The sequence below is a fragment of the Paractinoplanes atraurantiacus genome (genome assembly GCF_900215205.1).
Taxonomy (GTDB): domain Bacteria; phylum Actinomycetota; class Actinomycetes; order Mycobacteriales; family Micromonosporaceae; genus Actinoplanes; species Actinoplanes atraurantiacus.
In genome coordinates, this window is the sequence record NZ_OBDY01000005.1 from 287,533 (window position 1) to 307,999 (window position 20,467).

The window sequence follows — 20,467 nt, forward strand, 5'->3', positions numbered from 1 at the left end:
TTCACCGCCGGTGAGGGCGTCACTGCCGGGTAGCGGACAATCCGGCCTCCCTGATCAGGTCGCGGTACACGGTGAAGGCGCTCTTGGGCCGGTAGCCGTCGGTGACCAGGCCCAGGCTGCCGAGGGGCTTGGGGGAGCCGCTGTCGGCGTCGCGGAGGCTGAACAACTCGTACAGCGCGATGTTCGCCGAGGTCTCGAGTTCGACAATCGTGCGGATCATGTCGGACACCGACTGCGACTGGCCGTCTTCCGTGCGGGGTGCCCCACTGGGCGATCCGTTCTCGACGATGTGGATCGGGACGGTCGAAAGGACATGGGCGAGCGGAAGACAGCGATCACGCAGATGGCGCACGGCATGGGCGGTCAGGGATGCGACATCGCCGGGAGTTCCCCGGGGAGCGACGGGCGAGAACGCGTCCGGGTAGAGGGCGAGGCCGACATAGTCGAGGTGGGCCGCGAACTCGCGCTCGGGCACGCCGGCCAGGTGACGCCAGAACGCGTCGTCCCCGCCGAGCCACTCGGCCGGCTCGGCCACCGAGAACCCGATCCGGACGTCGTGGCGGCCGCGACTGTCCAGAACGGCCCGGGCATACGGGATCCCCCGCGTCAGCGCGTCGAGCACTCCCGGCGAACTGCCGTCGATCAGCGGGATCGGGAAATTGGGTTCGAGCGTCACCTGCAGGTACCGCGCCAGATGACCGTACCGGTCGATGACCTGGTCGAGGAAGGCCAGCCAGCCGGCGAGGTCGGCGGTGCCGGGCAGGTAGCTGACCACGAGGTCGAGCTCGCGGCCACCTTCGGTGTACCACCCGTCGGGCATCGTCAGCTGTTCCAGCTCGCGTGCCGCGTCGAGCCATGGAGCCGCTTCGTCGCCGAAGTAGTGCACGTACTCCCTGATCACGAAGGGGCGGCCGGCGGCGAGCTCATCGACGAGGCGCCGGATCGCGGGCTGGTCGGCGGGAGACGAACACATGGTTCCGGCCCGCCCGCCGGGGTAGATGCCGAACTTCACGACGCCGGCCAGAGGATGTCGTGCGACTGGATCCGCGCCGCCAGGCGTCTGATCCAGTCGATCTCGGCCGTGACGACGGCCCGCCAGTAATCCGCTTCCAGCATGTAGACCTCGGGAAGCTCCTCGTGTCGCGGGCCGGTCTCGCCGGCGAGGCGGTCGGCCCGGGCCTGGAGGATCGCGGCCACCCGCACGGCCGGGAGGAGGCCGGCGTAGGAGACGGCCAGGACGAAATCGATGGACGCGGGTGGCGCGTCACGCAGGCCCGCTTCGATCCGGCCGCTGAAGTCGGCGACACCCGCGCTGGTCAACTCGTACGCCGTCCGCGGTGGGCGACCCTCCACCCGGGCCGGCGGCCGGGCCGCGATCGTTCCCGCCCTTTCCATGCTCTTCAGCAGCGTCGTGACGGTGCTGCGGGTGACGCGCAGGTGCGCATAGCGCGATTGCAGGCGAGCGGTGAGGTCGTAGGCGTGGGCCGGTTGCTCGACCAGCAGGCCGAGCAACGGCATGACCAAGCTGTTGCGGGAGGCGTCCAACGGCACCTCTCCACGCTATAGACGTATACGCCTATTAGCAACACAATGAAGGGCGAGATAACGTCGTCAGGTTGTCCACCGGGTAATAGGAGCAGAACGTGAGTCAGAACGCAGTCGCCTTGGAAGCAGGCCGAAGGCGCACGTTCGCCGTGATCTCCCACCCGGACGCCGGAAAGTCGACCATGACCGAGGCGCTGGCCCTGCACGCCCGGGTGATCGGGTCGGCCGGCGCCGTGCACGGCAAGGGCGACCGCAAGGGCGTCGTCTCCGACTGGATGGAGATGGAGCAGCAGCGCGGCATCTCGGTCACCTCGGCCGCCCTGCAGTTCTCGTACCGCGACGTCGTGATCAACCTGCTCGACACGCCCGGCCACGCCGACTTCTCCGAGGACACGTACCGCGTGCTGACCGCCGTCGACAGCGCGGTCATGCTGCTCGACGCGGCCAAGGGCCTGGAGCCGCAGACGCTGAAGCTGTTCGAGGTGTGCCGCCAGCGCGGCATCCCGGTGATGACCTTCATCAACAAGTGGGACCGGCCCGGCAACGACGCCCTCGCCCTGATGGACGAGATCGAGCAGCGGATCGGGCTCAAGCCGACCCCGCTGACCTGGCCGGTCGGCATCGCCGGGCACTTCCGGGGCGTGATCGACCGCCGCACCGGCGTCTTCATCCGGATGGAGCGCTCCCCCGGCGGCGCCGAGCTGGCCATCGAGGAGGAGATGAGCCCCGAGGAGGCGGCCGAGCGCTTCGGCGCCGACTGGGCCACCGCCACCGAGGAGCTCGAGCTGCTGGCCATGACCGAGGCCGACCACGACCAGAAGACGTTCCTGGCCGCGGCCTCGACCCCGGTGCTCTTCGGCGCCGCGGTGGCCAACCTCGGCGTACGGCAGCTGCTCGACATCCTGGTCGAGCTGGCCCCGCCGCCGGCCGCCCGGCCCACCGCCGACGGCGGTCAGCACGCGGTCGACGGCACGTTCTCCGGTTTCGTGTTCAAGATGCAGGCCAACATGAACCGGGCCCACCGCGACCAGGTCGCCTTCATGCGGGTCTGCTCGGGCCGCTTCGAGCGCGGCATGGTCGTCACGCACGCCGGCACCGGCAAGCCGTTCGCCACCAAGTACGCCCAGCAGATCTTCGGCCGCGGCCGCGAGACCATCGACGAGGCCTTCCCGGGCGACGTGGTCGGTCTCGTGAACGCGACCTCGCTCGGCATCGGCGACACCCTCTACACGGGCGAGCAGGTGCGATACCCGCAGTTGCCGTCGTTCCCGCCGGAGCATTTCGCGGTCGTACGGACGAATGACACCTCCGCCTTCAAGCGTTTCCGCCGTGGCATCGAGCAGCTCGACGGCGAAGGCGTCGTGCAGGTGCTGCGCTCCGAGCAGCGCGGCGACCAGGCGCCGGTGCTGGCCGCGGTCGGCCCGATGCAGTTCGAGGTGGCCACGCACCGGCTCGAGGCCGAATTCGGGGTCAAGGTCCAACTCGACCATTTGCCGTACGAGGTGGCCGCGCGCACCGACGCGGCCGGCCGGGAGATCCTGCGCTCCGAGTCGAACGTCGAGGTCATGACCCGCGTCCGGGACGAGGCGCTGCTCGCGGTCTTCCCGCACAAGTGGCGCATGCGCACGGTGGCCGGCCGCCACCCCGACCTGAAGCTCGACTAAAGCGCGACCGGCAGCGCCTCCAGGCCGAAGACGATCGAGGCCCGGCGCGCCGCCGGGTCCGTCACCGGCCGCATCTGCGGGAAGCGCCGGATCAGGGCCGGGTAGGCGATGCGCAGCTCCATCCGGGCCAGCTCGGCCCCGACGCAGCGGTGCAGGCCGTGCCCGAACGCCAGGTGCGACCGGGTGGTGGCCCGGCCGGCGTCGATCCGGTCCATGCCCGGGCCGAGCACGCCGTCCCGGTCGGCCCCGATCAGCGAGCACATGACGATGTCGCCCTCCTTGATCGAGGCGCCGTCCAGCTCCAGGTCGCGCACGGCGAACCGCGGGAAGCCGACCTGCACCACGGTCAGGTAGCGCAGCAGCTCCTCGACCAGCGCGTCGGCCGGCTCGCCCCGCCTCAAGGGCTCGGCCAGCCCGGGCTGGGTCATCAGGACCAGGGCGCCCAGCGCGAGCATGCTGGCGCTGGTCTCCAGGCCGCCGGTGAGCACGCCGTCGGCCAGACCGGCCAGCTCCTGGTCGCTCAGCTCGTCGCCGTGGGCGGCGATCAGCGACCCGATCAGCCCGTCCCCCGGCCTCCGCCGCTGCTGGGCGACCAGGTCGCGCAGGTAGGCCCGGGACTCGTTTATCGCGTCGAGCGGCGCGTAGGCCCCGTCGCCGAGGTCGAAGCGGGCCGCGCTGAACTTCTGGACCAGGTCGCGGTCCTCGTACGGCACGCCGAGCAGCTCGCAGATGGTCAGCGCGGGCACCGGCAGCGCGAACTCCTGCAACAGGTCGACCGGGCCGTCCATGGCCGCCATCGCCTCGAGCCGGTCGCCGACGATGGCCTCGATGCGCGGCTGGAGCCGGGCCAGCCGGTGCATGGTGAACTCCGGCATGACCATCCGCCGCAGCCGCGTGTGCATCGGCGGGTCGATCATCCCGAGCCCGCCGGGCTGCTCCCCCGCGGTCAGCCCGACCTTCGCCGCGAACTTGCCGAAGTCGTTGCTGAAAGCGCTGGAGTCACCGAGCACGGCCCGCACCGGCTCGTAGCCGGTCACCAGCCAGGCCCGGATGCCCAGCGGCAACGGGAGCCGGCTCACCGGCGGTTTCTCCCGCAGCTCGGGTACGGGGTCGAGCCCGTTCCGGTAGAGCGGGAACAGCGAGCTGTCGGGCAGCATCGCCAAGGTGCCTTCGAGATTCATCGTGCGGGGCTTGCGTCCCCCGAATCGCCGGGCCATCCAGCCCAGCACACGCAGGCGGGTCTGCACGTCGCCCTCCAGACAGCCGTTGTTCATCCCCCCGTGGGAACGGCTGACCTGATAGTCGTCGCGAGATCTTGCTATCGCAGTGAGCGGGGTCACGGACCCGGTTTGAGCAGGGTGATGCGGGAGGCGCCGAGCTCGGTGACGTACAGGAAACCGGTCGTCTGATCCTGGGTGATGTCGAGGGGCTGGCTGAAGCCGGTGAAGCCGGTGATTCCGGTGGTCCGGTTGGAGAGGGCGCCGGTGGGGCTGACGTCGAAGGTCTCGATGTCCTGGCCCGACGAATAGCGCACGACCAGCAGTTTGCCGTCGAGGGCGCCGCCGCGGTATTCGATGGCGCCGTTGGCCGAGGCGTGCAGGCCGGCGTCGACGATGCCGGCGAGGTGCAGATCAGGGTCGGGCTGCGTGCCCACCGGATAGGCGCCGACCTGGAACGGATCGGTGCCGGACGTCGGATTGCCGCCGGCCAGAACCCATTCGCAGCGCACCGGATTGGGGTGGCCGTAATAGCGGCCCGGCAACACGTCGAAGACGTAGTCGGTCTCGGCGGTGGGCACATTGGACAAGGCGGGAACCGCCGGGCCGGTGTAGCCGCGGCGCGCACAGGAGGCCGGGAGCGTGGCCGGAGTCGCGGGGGTGTTTCCGCCCGCGGCCGAGCCGTTCGTCGGCGCGTACAGATGGCCGTTGCGGTGCCAGACCAGATCGTAGGCATTCCGTACGCCGGTGGCGTGAATGGTCAAAGGAGCGTTGGCGGCGTACGGATCGTACGTGCCGCCCTCCTCGGTCTTGACGTTCAAAGTCCCGGTGAGTTTGGCGGGATCGAGGCGCAGGACGGCCGCGCTCAGAAGGCGCTCGGGACGGTTGCCCCAGGTCGAATCGACGGCGCCCATGGCGTTGTTGGCGCCCTGGCTCACGTAAAGGGCGCCGTCGGGCCCGAACGCCAGCGAATTGGTCTCGTGGTCCTTAACCGACCTCGGAAGATTGACAACCATTGGGGTGTACGTGTTCAGGTCGGCCCCGCTGAGGCGCCCGATGCGACCGGACCAGTCGGGGACGTTCAGCGGACCGACGTACTCGTAGTTGTCGGTGACCCAGAGAATGGGGGCGGCCGCGGTCGAGGCGGGGTCGAACGCCATGCCGATGACAGTGCGGGTGGTGCCGGCGTTGTCCCGCACGGAATTGATGATCGTGGGGGTGCCCAGAGTGCCGCCGGCATTGATGGGGAAGCGGAAGATGCGGCCGTCGAGCGTGCCCGCGTAAAGGCGCCCGTCGGGTCCTTTCACGACGGTGGTGAAAGGCGCGCCGGTGGCCACGCCGACCGTTTTGTCGAAGGCGACCGGCCCGGTCGTGCCACCGCTGCCGGTGGTGAAGACGATGGAGTACGGGGCGAACGGCTTGCCGGTCACGTCGGTGACGCCGCTGGTGACGCTGAAGCGGTAGGCGGTGAGCGGCGCCAGAGGGGCGGTGGGCGAGAGGTTGATGACGTCTCCCCCGCCGCTGGTGATGGTGGTCGCGGGGACGGCGGCACCGTCACTGAGCCGGGTCAGGGTGACGGTCGAGGCGGTCAGGGAGGCGGCTCTGACACCGCCGTTGGGCAGCACGAGGTCCTCGACGACACTGGCGGTCACGGGAACGTTGGTGGCGCCGTTGGCCGGGGTGCTGGCCCGCACGGCCGGAATCGTCGCCGCGCCGGGAACGGCGGCGATGTCGGCGTACGCGAACTTGGTGTTGACCCCACCGGCCGGGCTGATCGTGAGAGCACCGTCGGTCACCCGCACGGTCCGGGTGGCGGTGGCGAACTTGGTGGCCGAGGTGGGGACGAAGGCGGCGATGGCGTTCTGGTCCTCGACGGAGACCCAGTGGGTGCTGTCGACGGCGGTGCCGGCGTCCCCGACGGCCACGGTCACGGTGTAGAGCCCGGCCGGGACGGCGGCCTCCCACATCCCCGTCTTGCCGGGAAGCTGGGCGTGCATGAAGGTGGCCAGCCGCGGATCGGCCTGTCCGGCGGCCGGGTTCCGGTTGCGGCCGTTGCCGGTGAGGTCGACCGGCGCACGCGTCCCGATATCCACCCAGCCGTAGCCGCGCGCCGCGGTGAAGGCCCCACCCGAGTCACGGGCATATCCGGCCGCGGGCGCGGTGGCGGCGTCGGAGAAGTCCACCTTGAGGGCGAAGGCCGTCGTGATCTCCACGTAGTTCAGCTTGGTGTTGGTCCCACCCACCGCGTCGATCGTGAGCCGGCCATCGGTGACGGCCACGGTCGCGGTCCCCTGCCGAAACTCCGCCGCGGCGGTGGAGACAAAGCCGTCGACGGCCGGGACACCCTCGGCCCGGACGGTATGCCGGCTGTCGTACGCGGGCTGGTCCCCCACGGAGACGGTGACCTGATAGGTGCCGTTAGGGACGGCATACTCCCAGGCGCCCTCGGTGAGCACCCCGTTGGTCCCACCCACGTCCCCGTACTGCATGTGAACGATCGTGTTGAGCCGCGCATCGATACCGGCCCGCCCCCGATCCCGGGTGTTGCGCGTGAGGTCGAGGGCCTCACCGGTCCCCCGCCGCACCCAGCCGTAGCCGCGCCCGGCGTCGAAAGCCGCCCCGGTGTCGGCGACATATCCGGCCGGCACGGCGGACCCGGCCGGCTGAAAGTTCACCTTGGCGACGGCGGTGACCGCCGCAGTGGCAGGCGCCCCCGGCATGACAAGCCCGGCAAGCACAAGAGTCGCAGCAACCGTCCACGATCGACCACGCATGCCAGTCAACGTCGCACACCGATCCGGCCTCGCAGCAGTCAGAAATCAGCGCCGGCAGCCTTTTCCGCCCAGCCGAGAATTGCGACAGACCCCGATAACCGATGAATACACCACCGAATCCCATGCGAGGATCGCCCTATGGGGGCAAGCTCGAATGGCCGAGCACTGCAGCACACCCACCCTCCGCCGAGGCGACCATAGGCGCGCCAACTCAAAGCCCAGGACAAGGTGAACTGGGTGATCGCCGGCAAGCTGATGGCCCGCAAGCGGCCACACCTCGCCAACAGAACGACCACCGCATAAACGCCAAGCTCAAGTCCAAGAAGCCGTGCCCCGGCTTCGGCACCGTATCGTTGACGGCACTCCGTTAGTCGCTGGTCCCCACCCACCTGGCGCGACCCGGCGGGCCACCGCAGCGCCGTTGTCCACCCCGACAGCGCGGTTCAGAATGGCCTGGATCAAACCACCATGATTCGCGGCTCAGAAACTGAGGGGAAGCAAGTGGTGAGCGACGACGAGACGGGGCGCCTGCTCGCTGAGCGGCTGCGCGACCTGCGGTTGCGCGGGTTTCCGGGCATCCAGGTGGAGCAGAGTCAGCTTGCCGTCGCCTTCGGTGTGAGCGTTCCGCTGATCTCCGCCTGGGAGAAGCAGGATCGGCCGGTCACTCCGGGCGCCGAGTACTTGGCGAAGTACGCACGCTTCTTCGCTTCCGACCGGTCCCTGAACGACGGACATCCGCTGCTGCCGTCCGACGACGATCTCACCGGCGACGAGCGCGATCGGCGACTCGCGATCGAGGACGACCTGATGGACCTGCGGGCCGCCGCGCTCGGCCTGCCGATTCGCCCGGCCGACGAGAGCACGAACCGGCTGCGCGCGTCCCTCGGCTCCCGTCCGTGGCGGTTCCCGCCGGACGAGGACATCACCATCGTCTGCGCCCGCCTGCCGCAGGCGCTGCTGGAGAACGTGCCGTCGTCCGACCGGTTCGACCCGGACTTCGTCGAGGCCTACCGCTACGCCGACCTGGACTCGCTCATCGAGCTGCACGGGCACATCCGGGCGGTCAACCCGGACAACACGGTACGGCTACGGGTGCCCGCCGATCTGGTCGACGACGACCGCAGCACGCACCTGGTTTTGCTCGGTGGCGTCGACTGGAACCTCACCACCCGCGCCATCATGCCGCGCGTGGGTGTGCCGATCCGGCAGACGAGCCGGCCGACCGCCGCCGACCGTGGAGCGTTCGAAGTGGCCGGTACGGATCGGATCTTCGAGGCCTCATGGGATCAGGCCGGCGGGCTGACCGATGACGTCGCGCTCTTTCTTCGGGCGCCCAATCCGTTCAACCGCGAGCGCACGGTGACGATCTGCAACGCGCCCGATCCTGGCCGGGGCGATCAAGGTGCCGGACTGGACGGAGGCCGGGACCCGGCTGTACGAGTGGCCGGAAGAGCCGACCGTATGAGCCGTCAGAGCCTCCCCGGCGAGTTCGCCGAGGAGGCTCTGACCGTTGGAGGGGCGGCTCAGAGGCGCGGGTCCTCCTGGACCTTCAGGGCGTTGAGGATCGGGTCCTCCTCGCCCTTCTCGCGGGTGAAGGCGATCGTCAGGTCGCCGCCGGGGTGCTTGACGATGACTGTGTTCGTGTCGGCGGTCAGGGTGCCGACCTTCGCCTGCACGTCGTGGTCGTAGAGGGCGATTTTGCCGTCGGCCAGCACGTCGAAGGCGCGCTTTCCGGGCTTGACCTTTTCGATCTCGGCGAAGTCGAGGCCGATCCGGTACGTGCCGGCCGGGGCGTTCTTGAACACGTAGCGGAACGTCTCACCGGTCCGCTGGGTGCGGAACAGCGGGTCGTCCTGAGTGCCCGCGATGTCGGCCCTGGTGGTACGGACCTGGCCGCCGACGTATCCCCACGACCGGGAGCCGAGCGCCTGGTCCGGCGACCAGGAGCCGTACCCCGGCCCGCCGGCGTCGACCGCTTTCCAGTAGGCCGAGGTCGCCAGGCGGACCGGCTCGACCTGGGTCCCGCCCTTGCCGGCGTTCGTCGCCACGAGCAGGTCCCCGGTGAGTACGCCGGGCTTGATGCCCGCGTTGCCGGCCGTCACCGTGACCGTCGTGGACTTGCCGGCCGCGAGCTTCACCGTGCCGGTCGCGGCCGCGCCCGTGAGGGTCAGCCACGGCATGTCGGCCTGCTCGCTGACCCGCACGTCGAGCGGGGCGGAGCCGCTGTTGGTGACGGTCACGTTGGCCGTCGCCTTCTGGCCCTTGTCGAGGAGCCAGTCGAGGTCCCCGCCGGTGACGGTGGCGATGCCCGTGGTCAGCGCCGTGTCCCTCACCTCAGCCTGATCCTTCTTGGCGATGGTCACCGATCGGCTCGCCGTGACGTAGTTCGGCGCCTCGACCTGCACGGTGTTCTCGCCGACCAGCGCCTGGGCCTTCCACCGGCCCTTCAGGTCGGTGGTGAGGACCCGCCCGTTGAGCGTGACGATCGCGCCCTCGATCGGCTTGCCGTCGTTCTTGTCGGTGACCGTGCCCTCGATCGTGCCCGAGGCCGGGAGGCTGTACTCCAGCCCCAGGCCGGCCTTCAGGACGGGCTGGTCGACGGAGTACTGGCCCGCCGGATTGCGGTTCAGGCTCTCCACACCGACCGTCGCCGACGACCCCTGGGTCAGGGGGTTGTCGCCGCCGACGCCGTCGCCGTAGCCGATCTGGACGCGCCCGTCGGCGATCAGGGTGACCGAGAAGCTGACGCGGGCCGTCTGGTCACTGTAGAAGGCCACGTTGCGCCATTCGACGACCTGCGCCGGCATCCCGTCCACCTCGGTCGTGCCGAAGTAGATGCCCGCCTCGTCGTCGACGACCAGGTCGTCCCAGAACGGGTAGATCGCGTCGATCGGGTTCGAGGACGGGAGCGTCCCGTTGTTGCCCGACACGTTGGCGCGGTCGAAGGTCAGCGCGCCGTTCGTCGTCACGCACACGCCGTCCCAGGCAGTGTCGTAGAACGGCTGAAGGTAGCCGGCGTCGAAGAACAGCGGGCCGCAGAGGTCGTCGCCGTGCCAGCCGGACTCCTGCGTGCCCTGGCGGTAGAGCCCCTCGGTCACCTTCATCGTGTACGAGCGGCCGGCCGGAGCCACCGGCACCGGTCCCGGGTCGGGCTGCTCGGGCTGCTCCGGCTCCGCCACGTCGGCGCGCGGGTCGAGCGTCACCCGCAGCGCGGCGATGCTCGGGGGCTTCAGGCCCTTCGAGCCCCGCAACTCCACGGTCAGCGGGCCGCCCTCGTGCTTCACGACAGCCTGGCGCCAGTCGGGGGTGTTCAGTCCCACGGCCGCGGCCGGATCGTACGCGTAATCCTGCAGTGTTCCGTCCACCAGGACGTCGAACACGCGCTTGCCCTTGGCCACCTTCTCGATCTCGGCGAATCCGAAGTCGATCGCGTAGGTGCCCTTGGGTGCGTCCGGGAAGCGGTAGAACAGTTGCTTGTCGGCCGTGGTCCGCTGCGACTGGAAGAGCGGGGCGATCGGCGCCTTCGTGGTGGCGACCTTCGTCTTGCCCTCGTAGCCCCACGACTTCTTGCCGGCGGCCTGGTCGGCCGACCAGGTGTAGCCGGAGCCGTCGGTGAGCTTGGCGCCGCCGGCGTTGAGGCCGACCTGGTACTTCGTGGTCGTGAGGGTCACCGGGACGTACGCCTTGGACTGGCGTCCGGAGTCGGACCGGACCACGATGTTGGCGCCCTGGACGCCGGGCTTGGCGCCCTTCGAGGAGATCGACACCTTGACGGTCGCCGACTGGCCGGGGGCGAGGGTGCCGCCGGTCGAGGAGAGCGACAGCCACGGCAGGTCGGTGAGCAGGTCGTCCTCGACGTCGACGAGCACGACGTCGTCGGCGATCTGGTCGGCCGCCCACAGCGCACCGGTGGCGTCGGTCTCGAGGCCGCCGCCCTGGCCCGCCTTCTGGCCGGGGAACCACCACGCGTTCACCAGCGAGCAGTCCTCGGGGTCGACCTGCAACAGGCGGGTGGGCCGGTTCGAGGTGAGGTCGGTGTACCAGATCGTGTCCGACGCCTGGTTGTAGGCCAGGCCCATCACCTCGGGCAGCGGCGGGGCGCAGAAGGACAGGAGCGCGCCCGCGTTGTCGTGCGACGTGCCGGCGACGGTGCCGATCATGCCGTTGGTGCGGCCGCCGACGTAGAAGACGTCCTGGGCCGGGTTGTAGGCGAGGCCGGTCAGCTGCAGCGTGGACCAGTCGCCCTTGATCTGCCGCGTCTCCTTGCCGGTGTCCCGGTTGAAGCAGTGGATGTAGCTGGCCGGGCTGTCCTCCATCTGGCACATGTCACCGGTCTTGGTGTCCAGGGCCATGTCGAACGCCCGGTACTCGGGGTTCCACGAGGCGTCGAAGACCTTGCCGGTCTTCTTGCCGGTCACCGTGTAGGCGGTGTTGGTCCGCTTGTTGTAGTCGTGGACCCAGACGTCGCCGTCGTACCCGATGCCGGAGGGCTCCTTCTCCGCGGTGGTGCCGGGGATGGAGATCCGGGAGATGACCTCGCCGCCGGAGGTCGCGCCGACCTTGACGGCGGAAGCGGCGCTCGACGGCTTCACGCCGGTCGCGCCGGCCTTCCACGCGGCGAGGTCGATCGTGCTGGCCGCGCCGGCGCCGGTGCGGGCGGTGGTCCCGGTGGCGTCGAGCTCGGGGTGCCGGGAGGCTTCGCCCAGGGTGTACGTCAAGGGGGACGACCCGTTGTTCGTCAGCGTGAGCGAGCCCTTGCCGTTCTGGTCGGCGCCCAGCAGCGCGTCGAGGCCGTCGGCCTTCAGACCGGCGACGCCCGTGGTCAGGCGTACGTCAATTTTGGCTTGGTCGTAGAGATTCTTCAGCGAGAACGGGTAGGCCGCGGTCGTGTAGTTCGGTGCCTCGACCGTCATCGTGTAATCGCCGACCGGAAGCTGGCGGTGCACGATGCCGGTGCCGTTGGTGGTGACGGCCTCCACGAGCCCGTCACCGTTGCTGAAGGACACCTTCGCGCCGGCGACCGGCAGCCCGTCGTTCTGGTCGGCGACGGTCGCGTCCAGATATCCGAAGTCCGGCATGTCGTAGGTGACGATCATGCCGTCACGCAGCACCGGGGAGCTCTCGGAGAACCGGATGCCGTCGACGCCGGCCCAGCCCTGGATGCCCGTGGTGGCGTGCGCGCCGGCCGTCACCGGGTCGCTGGATCCGACACCCTCGCCGTAGCCGAAGATCACGGTGCCGGAGCGGGTGAGCGTGGCCGAGAAGCTGACCGGCTCCGTGTAGTCCGCCCGGTCCGGCCAGGCCCAGAGCTTGGCGTCGCGGTATTCGATGACGAACGCGTCCTCGCCGTTGACCTTGGTGGCCGCCGTGAAGACACCGCCGCCGGGAGCGAACTCGACGGGAGTCTGTGAGTAGAACGGGAAGATGCCCGCACCGCCGGTGCCGGGCCCGGTGCTGGTGTCCGGCGAGATGACGCCGCGCAGGCCGATGCCGAGGGTGTCGTGGCTGCCGTTGTAGAGCGCGATCGGGAACGGCAGCTTCACCGTGGCCCACACACCGCTGCCGAAGGTGACCGGTTCGGTGCCGCGCAGGTACTCGCCCTCGGAGACGGCACAGCTGTAGCCGCCCTTGTCGACAACGAGCCCGACCGGGATCTCGGACGGCTCGTTCCGCGCGCCGACGGTCAGCGGGACCGTCGTGGGCGAGAAGCAGGCGTTGGGCTCGACGGCCAGGCCGTACGTGCCCTCGGGGACGGCGGCGATGGTGAACGTGCCGTCGGCACCCGTAGGTACCGGCTTCAACGGCGTGTCCTTGATGGACACATTGGCGTTCGGGACGGGCCGTTTCTTGTCGTCGACGACCCGGCCGCTGATGTCGTGCCTCGCGGCGGCGGTGAGCGGCAGCGTGACGGAGGTGTCCTGGCCGAGGGTGATCGTGACGTCGGCGGTCGCGGTCAGGTAGCCGAAGACCTTGGTGCTGAGCTTGTACTCGCCGACCGGGAGGTTGGTGGTGAACCGGCCGTCCTTGTCGGTGCCGATCGACCGGGTGAACGGCCCGCTGATCGTCACGTCCGCCGCGGGAACCGGGGCGCCGCCGGCGGTGACGACGCCGGTGAGGGTGCCGCCCTTGCGGGGCGCGAGCTCCAGCAGGCGTACGAGGTCGAGCCGCCCCTCGCCGTATTTGTTGTTGATCTCGGCGGTGCCGCCGCACTCGGTGTCGTCGACGTCGACGGCCGACTCACCGAGCAGGCGACGGGTCTCGTCGACCTGCCCGATCAGCGTCGGATCGTAGCTCCAGAGCGCCGCGACGGCGCCGGCGACGTGCGGCGCCGCCATCGACGTGCCGGCCATCTCGACATAGCTGTCGCCCGGATAGGACGAGCGGACGTTGACACCCGGGGCGGAGATCTCCGGCTTGATCCGGTCGCCTTCGCCCTCACCCTTGCGGGAGAACGAGGCCAGGGTGCCGTCCTCCGAGTAGGCGCCGACGGAATAGGCGCTCGCCGCCGAGCCCGGCGAGGAGACGGTGTCGCAGGCCGCGTACGGCGAGGTGTTGCCCGACGACCAGGTGCTGAAGATGCCGGCGGCGGTCCAGGCCTCGTCGATCGCCTGGAAGAAGTCGTCGAAGTTGTGCTCGACGGTCTGACCCCACGAGTTGTTGATGACGTGGGGGCGCTTGGACGGGTCGGGGTTGTTGCCCTGCAGGTCGGTCGGTGCGAGCAGCCACCAGCCGGAGCGCAGCAGCGACTCGACGCCGTTCTCGCAGCAGCCGTTCGTGGCGATCCACTGCGCGTCCGGCGCGACGCCGACGTGGTCGGTGCCGTCGACGCCGACCATGGTGCCCATGGTGTGCGTGCCGTGGCCGTTGTCGTCGCACGGCGCGGTCGCGCACGAGCCCCGGCTGGCCATCCAGTTGTAGTTGTTGTCGACGGTGCCGTCGGGCTTCGCGCCGCGGTACTGCCGCTTCAGGGCGGGGTGGTCGAACTGCACACCGGAGTCGAGGTTGGACACGGTGATGCCGGCGCCGGTGGCGCCCATGGTCCAGGCCTGCGGGGCGTGGATGGCCTCCAGGCCCCACGTGACCGTGTCGTCCGCCGTCGCGGCGGTGCGGGCGGACTGGGGCGTCTTCTCGTCCACGGGATCGACGAGCGCGACCTGCGGCGTCGTGTGGATCTCGGCGACCTGCGCCCGCGACGCCACGTCGAGGGCGAGTTGCTCGGTGCCGCCCTTGACCAGCACGGCGTTGACGATCGGGTAGGAGGTGTACTTGACGCCGGCCTTGTCGAGCTCGGGCGACACGGACGCCAGGGACTTCTTCGTGGCCGCGGTCAGCGCGTCGTAGACGAACCGGCCGCGGGCGGTCCAGTCGGCGATCTTCTTCGCCGGCCCGAGGTCGGCCCCGGTGTCGAAGGTGATCCAGAAGTCGGAGGACGGCTGCGAGCGGAAACGGTCCTTGAGTGTCGACTCGATCTTGCCGGCGGCCGGGCCGGGCTCCGGCTCGGCCGCGGACGCCGGTAGTTGCTGGAGCATGCTCAGGCCGACCGCTGCGGCCAGCGTCGCCGCCAGGGCTTTGAATCTCATGGGGGTCCCTTCCGCCTACAGCGGTTGGTAGGGGTCGTGGCTCTCGTGGTCGTCGCCGGCGTCGTCGTCGGCGTCGTCCGGCAGCTCGACAGGTGGCGGATGCTCGTCGGCGGGTTCGTCACGCATCGGCCACTGGCTATGGATCATGGAGCCATGCTCGGGCGGAACGAGCGACCTTAGCTATTAGGCGGATACGTCAATCTTCACGACTCGGCGAACACGCCGGCCTCGACCGCCTTGACCGCGAGGGCGGTCCGGGAGTTCACGTTCAGCTTGCGCATCGCCGCGCGCAGCTGCTGGTCCACTGTGGCCGGCGACTTGGCCAGGATCCGGCTGATCTCCCGGTTCGTCTTGCCGGCCACGACCAGCTGGACCACGTCGAGCTCGCGGGGTGAGAGCTGATCCCCGTAGCCGCGGCGGCCGCCGCGCCACAGTCGCGGAACCTCGGCGCCGTGCTCACGGAGCCGCTGGGCGACACGGTCGGCGTCACCGCGGGCACCCAGCCGGAACAGCTGCTCGTACTGGGCCGCGAGCAGTTGGCGGCCCGGCTCGGCGCGGCCCTGCGCCAGGAGCGCCTCGGCCCGGCGCTCGCGGGCCAGCATGGCGTCGTACGGGCGCGGCAGGGCGCTCCAGGCGCGCGCCGCCCGCTCCCAGGCCGTCGCCGCCCGGGCGTGGTCTCCGGCCGCGGCGAGCAGCAGGGCACGGCACACGGTGAGCGCGGCCCGGGGCGCGGGCGCCGTACGGCCACGCAGTCCCCGGGCGAACTGGCCGGCCAGGCGGGTCGCGGCCGCGAGGTCACCGGCGGCGAGGAGCGCCTCGACGCGGGCCGGAACAAGGTCCGTCGCCCAGATCCAGATGCCCTTGCGCCGGACGGTGTCCATCGGCTCGTCCGTGATGCGCAGCGCCCGGCGGTGGTCTCCGTCCGTCAGCCACAACCGGGCCAGCGCGGCCGAGGCCTCCATCGTGTCGTCGGCCGCGCCGAGGCGGGCCGACTCCTCGAGAACCAGCCGGAACTGCTCCTCCGCGGCTCGCCGCCGTCCGGCCGCGGCCGCCAGCCGGGCCGCGAGGCGGATGCTGCCCAGGTAATGCGCAGGCCGGTCGCGGTCGGCGTCGGCGAGGGCCGCGCTCGTCTCGGCCAGACCGTCCCACCGGCCGGTGTTCCAGGCCAGGTTGGCCTGTTCCAGCCGGACGTTGTGCTGCAACCGGGACGCCTGCTCGGCCTCGGCGAGGCGCATGGCCACGGTGAGGTGTTCCCCGGCGTCGGCGTAGCGGCCCCAGATCAGCGCCCCGGTGCCGACGTTCACGTGGATGCGGGCCACGTCGAGCCGCTCCCCCGCCGTGGTGCCGTCGACGGGCAGGCCGGCGACGACGTCCCAGGCTTCCTCCTCGCCCAGCATGAGCAACGCCGCGGCCCGGTTCCCGGCCAGGTTCAGCCGCTGCGCGGGCGACTCGATCCGGGCGGTCAGCTCGGCCGCGCGATCCAGCCAGCGCCGATGGGTCGAGGCCGGCCACGGTCCCGCGTACGCCCAGCCGAGGTAGGTCATCGCCCGGGCCGCCTCGACCGGGTCGTGGCCGAGGTTGGCCACCGCCTGCTCCAGCTCGCCGAGCGCGGCCTGGGCCTCGCCCCCGGTGATCAGGAGCCGGCCCAGGGGGTTGCGGATCTCGGCCTGCTCGCGGGCGGAGAGCCCCGGCGTCTCCAAAACCGAGCGCAGGGTACGGACCACCCGGTGGTAGACCTCGTCGACCGGTTCACGGCGGCGCAGCGCGGCGACTCCGGCGATGCGGGCGACACGTGCCCGGTCCACCGGCGGCAGCACGGCCCGCGACAGCAGGTCGACCAGCAGGCCGACCGCCTTGGTGTGGTCACCCGAGGCCATGGCCAGCTCGGCGCCCTGCTCGGCGTACCGCGCCCAGGACGGCTTCTCGCCGGCCTCGCGGAAGTGGTGGGCCAGGCGGGCCACGGGCGGCGGCTGGAGGTGCTCCAGGGCCCGGCCGGCCAGCAGGTGGAAGTGCCTGCGGTCGGTCAAGGGGATCGCTTCGTAGACCGCGGCGGCGGCCAGCACGTGCCGGAACCGCCACCGGCCACGGTCGTCCCCGTCCAGGACACCGGCGCCGGCCGCCTCCGCGATGGCGGCCCGGCACTCGTCCGGCGTCAGGCCGGCGGTCATCGCGACCGTCGCCACCGAGGAGCGCTCGGCCAACGTGGCCGCGGCCCGCAGTGCCTGCTGCGCCGCGGGCGACAGACGGCTCACCCGCTCCCGGGTGGAGTCGCGCACCGTCGGCGGGACCTGAAGCTCGCGCAGCTTCAGCCGGACCCACTGTCCATCGCGGAAGACGAGTTCGGCCCGGTCGCACATGAGGCGGACCGACTCCTCCACGGCCAGTGGAACGCCGCCGGTCCGGTCGTGCATGAACGTCGTGAACTCCGGCGAGATCGGGTTGCCGTCCAGCATCGAGGACACCAGCGCCGCCGTGTCGTCCGGCCGCATGGGCGCCAGGGCGATCCTCAGCTGGGTCACGCCCGCGGGCAACCGGGACGTCAGCCGCAGCAGGAGCGATCCGTCGTCCACCTCCTCCGGCCGATAGGAGATCACGAGGCTGAGGCCGTCCGCCCGCTGCCGGGAGATGACGAACAGCAGGAACTCGAGGGTCACCTCGTCGGCCCAGTGCGCGTCCTCGAGCACGAGAACATCGACGCGCAGAGCGCGCAGCAACTCGTCGAGGGCCCGGAACAGACGATGCCGGGCCGCCTTCGCATCGTCCAAGGGCGGCAACGCGGGCGGCAGGTCCTCCGACCATTCGGGGAACAGGGGCCGTAACGCGCCCGCGAGCTCGCTGAGCCGCGGGCGCGGCACCGGGCGCTCGACACCGAGGAACGCGTCGACGATCGGCCCCAGGGTCAGCGACTCGCGCAGCGGCGGGCACACCGACACCAGAGCGGTGCGCTGGTCCGGCGCGGCCAGCCACTCGCGCAGCAGCCGGCTCTTGCCGATCCCGGCCTCGCCCTCCACCAGCACGATCGCCGGAGGCCGGTCCAGGGCACCGCGCAGCGCCGCCATCTCCCGATCGCGGCCGACGAAACGTGGCGTGAAGACGGGGGCGGGGTCGAGCATGCGCGATGATCTCGCTTTTCGGCGCCGGAGCACAAGACACAGTGGCGATAACCATTTTTTCGCCGACTATTTCGCCATGACCAGAAAGGGCAGTCCAGGCCGCCCTTTGTTGCCAACACATTGACGCGTCGCAACACGGTGGTAACAATCCGGAAAGCGCTCTCTCCCCCAAGAAAGCAGGCGTTATGACATCCCCACCACCGCTGGTCCGCAGGCGCCGCGGGCTGGTTGCGCTCAGTGCGGTTCTCGCCGGAGCTCTCGCCACCACCGTCGTCACCGTCGCCACCGATGCCAGTGCTGCGGAAGTGCCGCTGTCGCAGGGCAAGCCGGCCACCGCCTCGTCCGTCGAGAGCGCCGCCTACCCCGCCTCGGCCGCGGTCGACGGCAACACCGGCACCCGCTGGTCCAGCACGTTCGCCGATCCGCAGTGGTTGCAGGTCGACCTCGGCAGCACGCAGACGATCAGCCGCGTCGTGCTGAACTGGGAGGCGGCCTACGCCTCGGCGTTCACCATCCAGACCTCGCCGAACGGCTCCACCTGGACGACCATCTCCCCGGTGACGACCGGCCGGGCCGGCGAGCAGACCCTGAACGTCTCCGGCAGCGGGCGCTATGTGCGGATGAACGGCACCATCCGCGCCACCCCGTACGGCTACTCGCTCTGGGAGTTCCAGGTCTTCGGCACCGCTGTCACCCCGACGACGCCCACGCCGACCCCGAGCGGGCCGTCTCTGCCCACGTCCGACACCCCTGACCTGGGTGCGAACGTGCGGATCTTCGACCCGTCCACGCCGGCCGCGACCATCCAGTCGGCGGTGGACCAGGCGTTCAACGCGCAGCTGCGCAGCCCGACCGCGCAGTTCGGCACCCAGCGCCACGTGTTCCTGTTCAAGCCCGGCACGTACGGGCGGGTGTGGGCCAACGTCGGCTTCTACACGACGGTCGCCGGCCTCGGCCTCAACCCGGACGACGTGACGATCAACGGCGCGGTCAACGTCGACTCCGGGTGGAACTACGGCGACGAGAAGAACGCCACCCAGAACTTCTGGCGCAGCATGGAGAACCTGTCCATCGTGCCCGAGGGCGGCACCAACCGGTGGGCCGTCTCCCAGGCCGCACCGATGCGCCGCGTGCACATCAAGGGCAACCTGACCCTGGCCCCCTCCAACCAGGACAACGGGCAGGGCTACTCCAGCGGCGGCTACCTGGCCGACTCCGTGGTCGACGGCGTCGTGTCCTCGGGCTCGCAGCAGCAGTGGTACACCCGCGACAGCCGGATCGGCCGCTGGGACGGCGGCGTCTGGAACATGGTCTTCTCCGGCGTCCAGGGCGGCCCGGCCAACGCGTTCCCGAACCCGCCGCACACCACCCTGGCGACCACCCCGGTCACCCGGGAGAAGCCTTTCCTGTACGTCGACAGCGCCGGCCTCTACCGCGTCTTCGTGCCCGCCCTGCGGCGCGCCTCGTCCGGCGCCAGCTGGCCCAACACCGCCGGCACCTCGATTCCGATGCGGGAGTTCTACGTCGCCAAGCCCGGTGACAGCGCCGCCCGGATCAACTCCGCCCTCGCTCAGGGCCTGAACCTGTTCTTCACGCCCGGCACGTACGCCCTGAACGAGACCATCCGGGTCACCCGCCCGAACACCGTGGTGACCGGCATCGGATATCCGACGCTGATCCCGAACAACGGCGTCGAGGCCCTGAACATCGCCGACGTCGACGGTGTCAAGGTCAGCGGCCTGACCTTCGACGCCGGGACGACGAACAGCCCGACGCTGATGACCGTCGGCCGGGCCGGCGTCCACACCGACCACTCCGCCAACCCGATCAGCCTCCAGGACGTCTTCTTCCGCATCGGCAGCAGCGTCCAGGGCAAGGCCACGACCACCCTCGCCGTGCACAGCGACGACACGCTCATCGACCACATCTGGGCCTGGCGGGCCGACCACGGCGGCGCGCCCACCGGCTGGACGGTCAACACCGGCGACACCGGCCTGCTGGTGAACGGCGACGACGTCCTCGCCACCGGCCTGTTCGTCGAGCACTACCAGAAGTACGAGGTGGTCTGGAACGGCAACCGCGGACGTACGATCTTCTTCCAGAACGAGAAGCCGTACGACGTACCCAACCAGGCGGCCTGGATCGGGCCGCGAGGCAACGGCTACGCCGCCTACAAGGTCGCCGACACCGTGACCGACCACGAGCTGTGGGGCGGCGGTTCGTACGCCTACTTCAACGTCAACCCCAGCGTCCGGGTGGACCGCGCCTTCGAGGTGCCCGTCCGGTCCGGCGTCCGGCTGCACAGCGTCCTCACCGTCTCGCTCGGCGACGTGGGCACCATCGCCAACGTCGTCAACGACACCGGCGGCGCCGTTCCCAACCCGGCCGGCAACACCACCCCGCGCCAGGTCGTGAACTTCCCCTGACCCCCATGGCGTGACACGGCGGCCATCGGTGCGACCCGCACCGGTGGCCGCCTTCGCACCGCATCGTCGGAGATCGGCCAGTCCGCCGCGCAGGTGGACAGCGATTGACCACTATCTGACCTGGACTTTGAGCAACCGGCGGCCCGAT

8 protein-coding genes and 1 pseudogene are annotated in these 20,467 nt (G+C 70.4%); 3 read left to right on the forward strand and 6 right to left on the reverse strand.

Features of this window, described 5'->3' with window-relative positions:
- Positions 1 to 19: 19 nt before the first annotated feature.
- Positions 20 to 1,012 carry a hypothetical protein gene (locus CRP55_RS15455; protein ID WP_097320585.1) on the reverse strand — a complete coding sequence of 331 codons (993 nt, stop codon included), beginning with the start codon at positions 1,010 to 1,012 and terminating at the stop codon, positions 20 to 22.
- On the reverse strand, positions 1,009 to 1,551 hold the full coding sequence (locus tag CRP55_RS15460; protein WP_097320586.1) for a PadR family transcriptional regulator: 543 nt from the start codon (positions 1,549 to 1,551) through the stop codon (positions 1,009 to 1,011). Before CRP55_RS15460 ends, CRP55_RS15455 begins: the two co-directional genes overlap by 4 nt.
- A gap of 92 nt (positions 1,552 to 1,643) precedes the next feature.
- Here CRP55_RS15460 and CRP55_RS15465 point away from each other — a divergent pair, with 92 nt between their 5' ends.
- Positions 1,644 to 3,209, forward strand: coding sequence for a peptide chain release factor 3 (locus CRP55_RS15465; RefSeq protein ID WP_097320587.1), 1,566 nt, complete (start codon positions 1,644 to 1,646; stop codon positions 3,207 to 3,209).
- Here the strand turns inward: CRP55_RS15465 and CRP55_RS15470 are convergent.
- Positions 3,206 to 4,483 carry a cytochrome P450 gene (locus CRP55_RS15470; RefSeq protein WP_097320588.1) on the reverse strand — a complete coding sequence of 426 codons (1,278 nt, stop codon included), beginning with the start codon at positions 4,481 to 4,483 and terminating at the stop codon, positions 3,206 to 3,208. The two genes, CRP55_RS15465 and CRP55_RS15470, sit on opposite strands and share 4 nt — an antisense overlap.
- A 62-nt stretch (positions 4,484 to 4,545) precedes the next feature.
- Entirely contained in the window at positions 4,546 to 7,146 is a 2,601-nt protein-coding gene (locus CRP55_RS15475) for a PQQ-dependent sugar dehydrogenase (RefSeq protein WP_245923008.1), read from the reverse strand.
- Between the two features lie 267 nt (positions 7,147 to 7,413).
- Between CRP55_RS15475 and CRP55_RS56215 the strand changes: the two are divergent.
- Positions 7,414 to 7,503, forward strand: a pseudogene (locus CRP55_RS56215) (DUF6308 family protein); the annotation flags it as partial.
- A 1,220-nt stretch (positions 7,504 to 8,723) separates the two neighbouring features.
- Here CRP55_RS56215 and CRP55_RS15480 read toward each other — a convergent pair.
- Both CRP55_RS15480 and CRP55_RS15485 read right to left on the reverse strand, forming a co-directional pair.
- Entirely contained in the window at positions 8,724 to 14,780 is a 6,057-nt protein-coding gene (locus CRP55_RS15480) for a S8 family serine peptidase (RefSeq protein WP_097320590.1), read from the reverse strand.
- Positions 14,781 to 14,983: 203 nt separating this feature from the next.
- Positions 14,984 to 17,893, reverse strand: coding sequence for an ATP-binding protein (locus CRP55_RS15485; protein ID WP_097320591.1), 2,910 nt, complete (start codon positions 17,891 to 17,893; stop codon positions 14,984 to 14,986).
- A 185-nt stretch (positions 17,894 to 18,078) separates the two neighbouring features.
- Here CRP55_RS15485 and CRP55_RS15490 point away from each other — a divergent pair, with 185 nt between their 5' ends.
- Complete coding sequence (locus CRP55_RS15490; protein WP_097320592.1) at positions 18,079 to 20,319, forward strand: pectate lyase-like domain-containing protein; 2,241 nt, start codon at positions 18,079 to 18,081, stop codon at positions 20,317 to 20,319.
- The last annotated feature ends 148 nt before the right edge of the window (positions 20,320 to 20,467 follow it).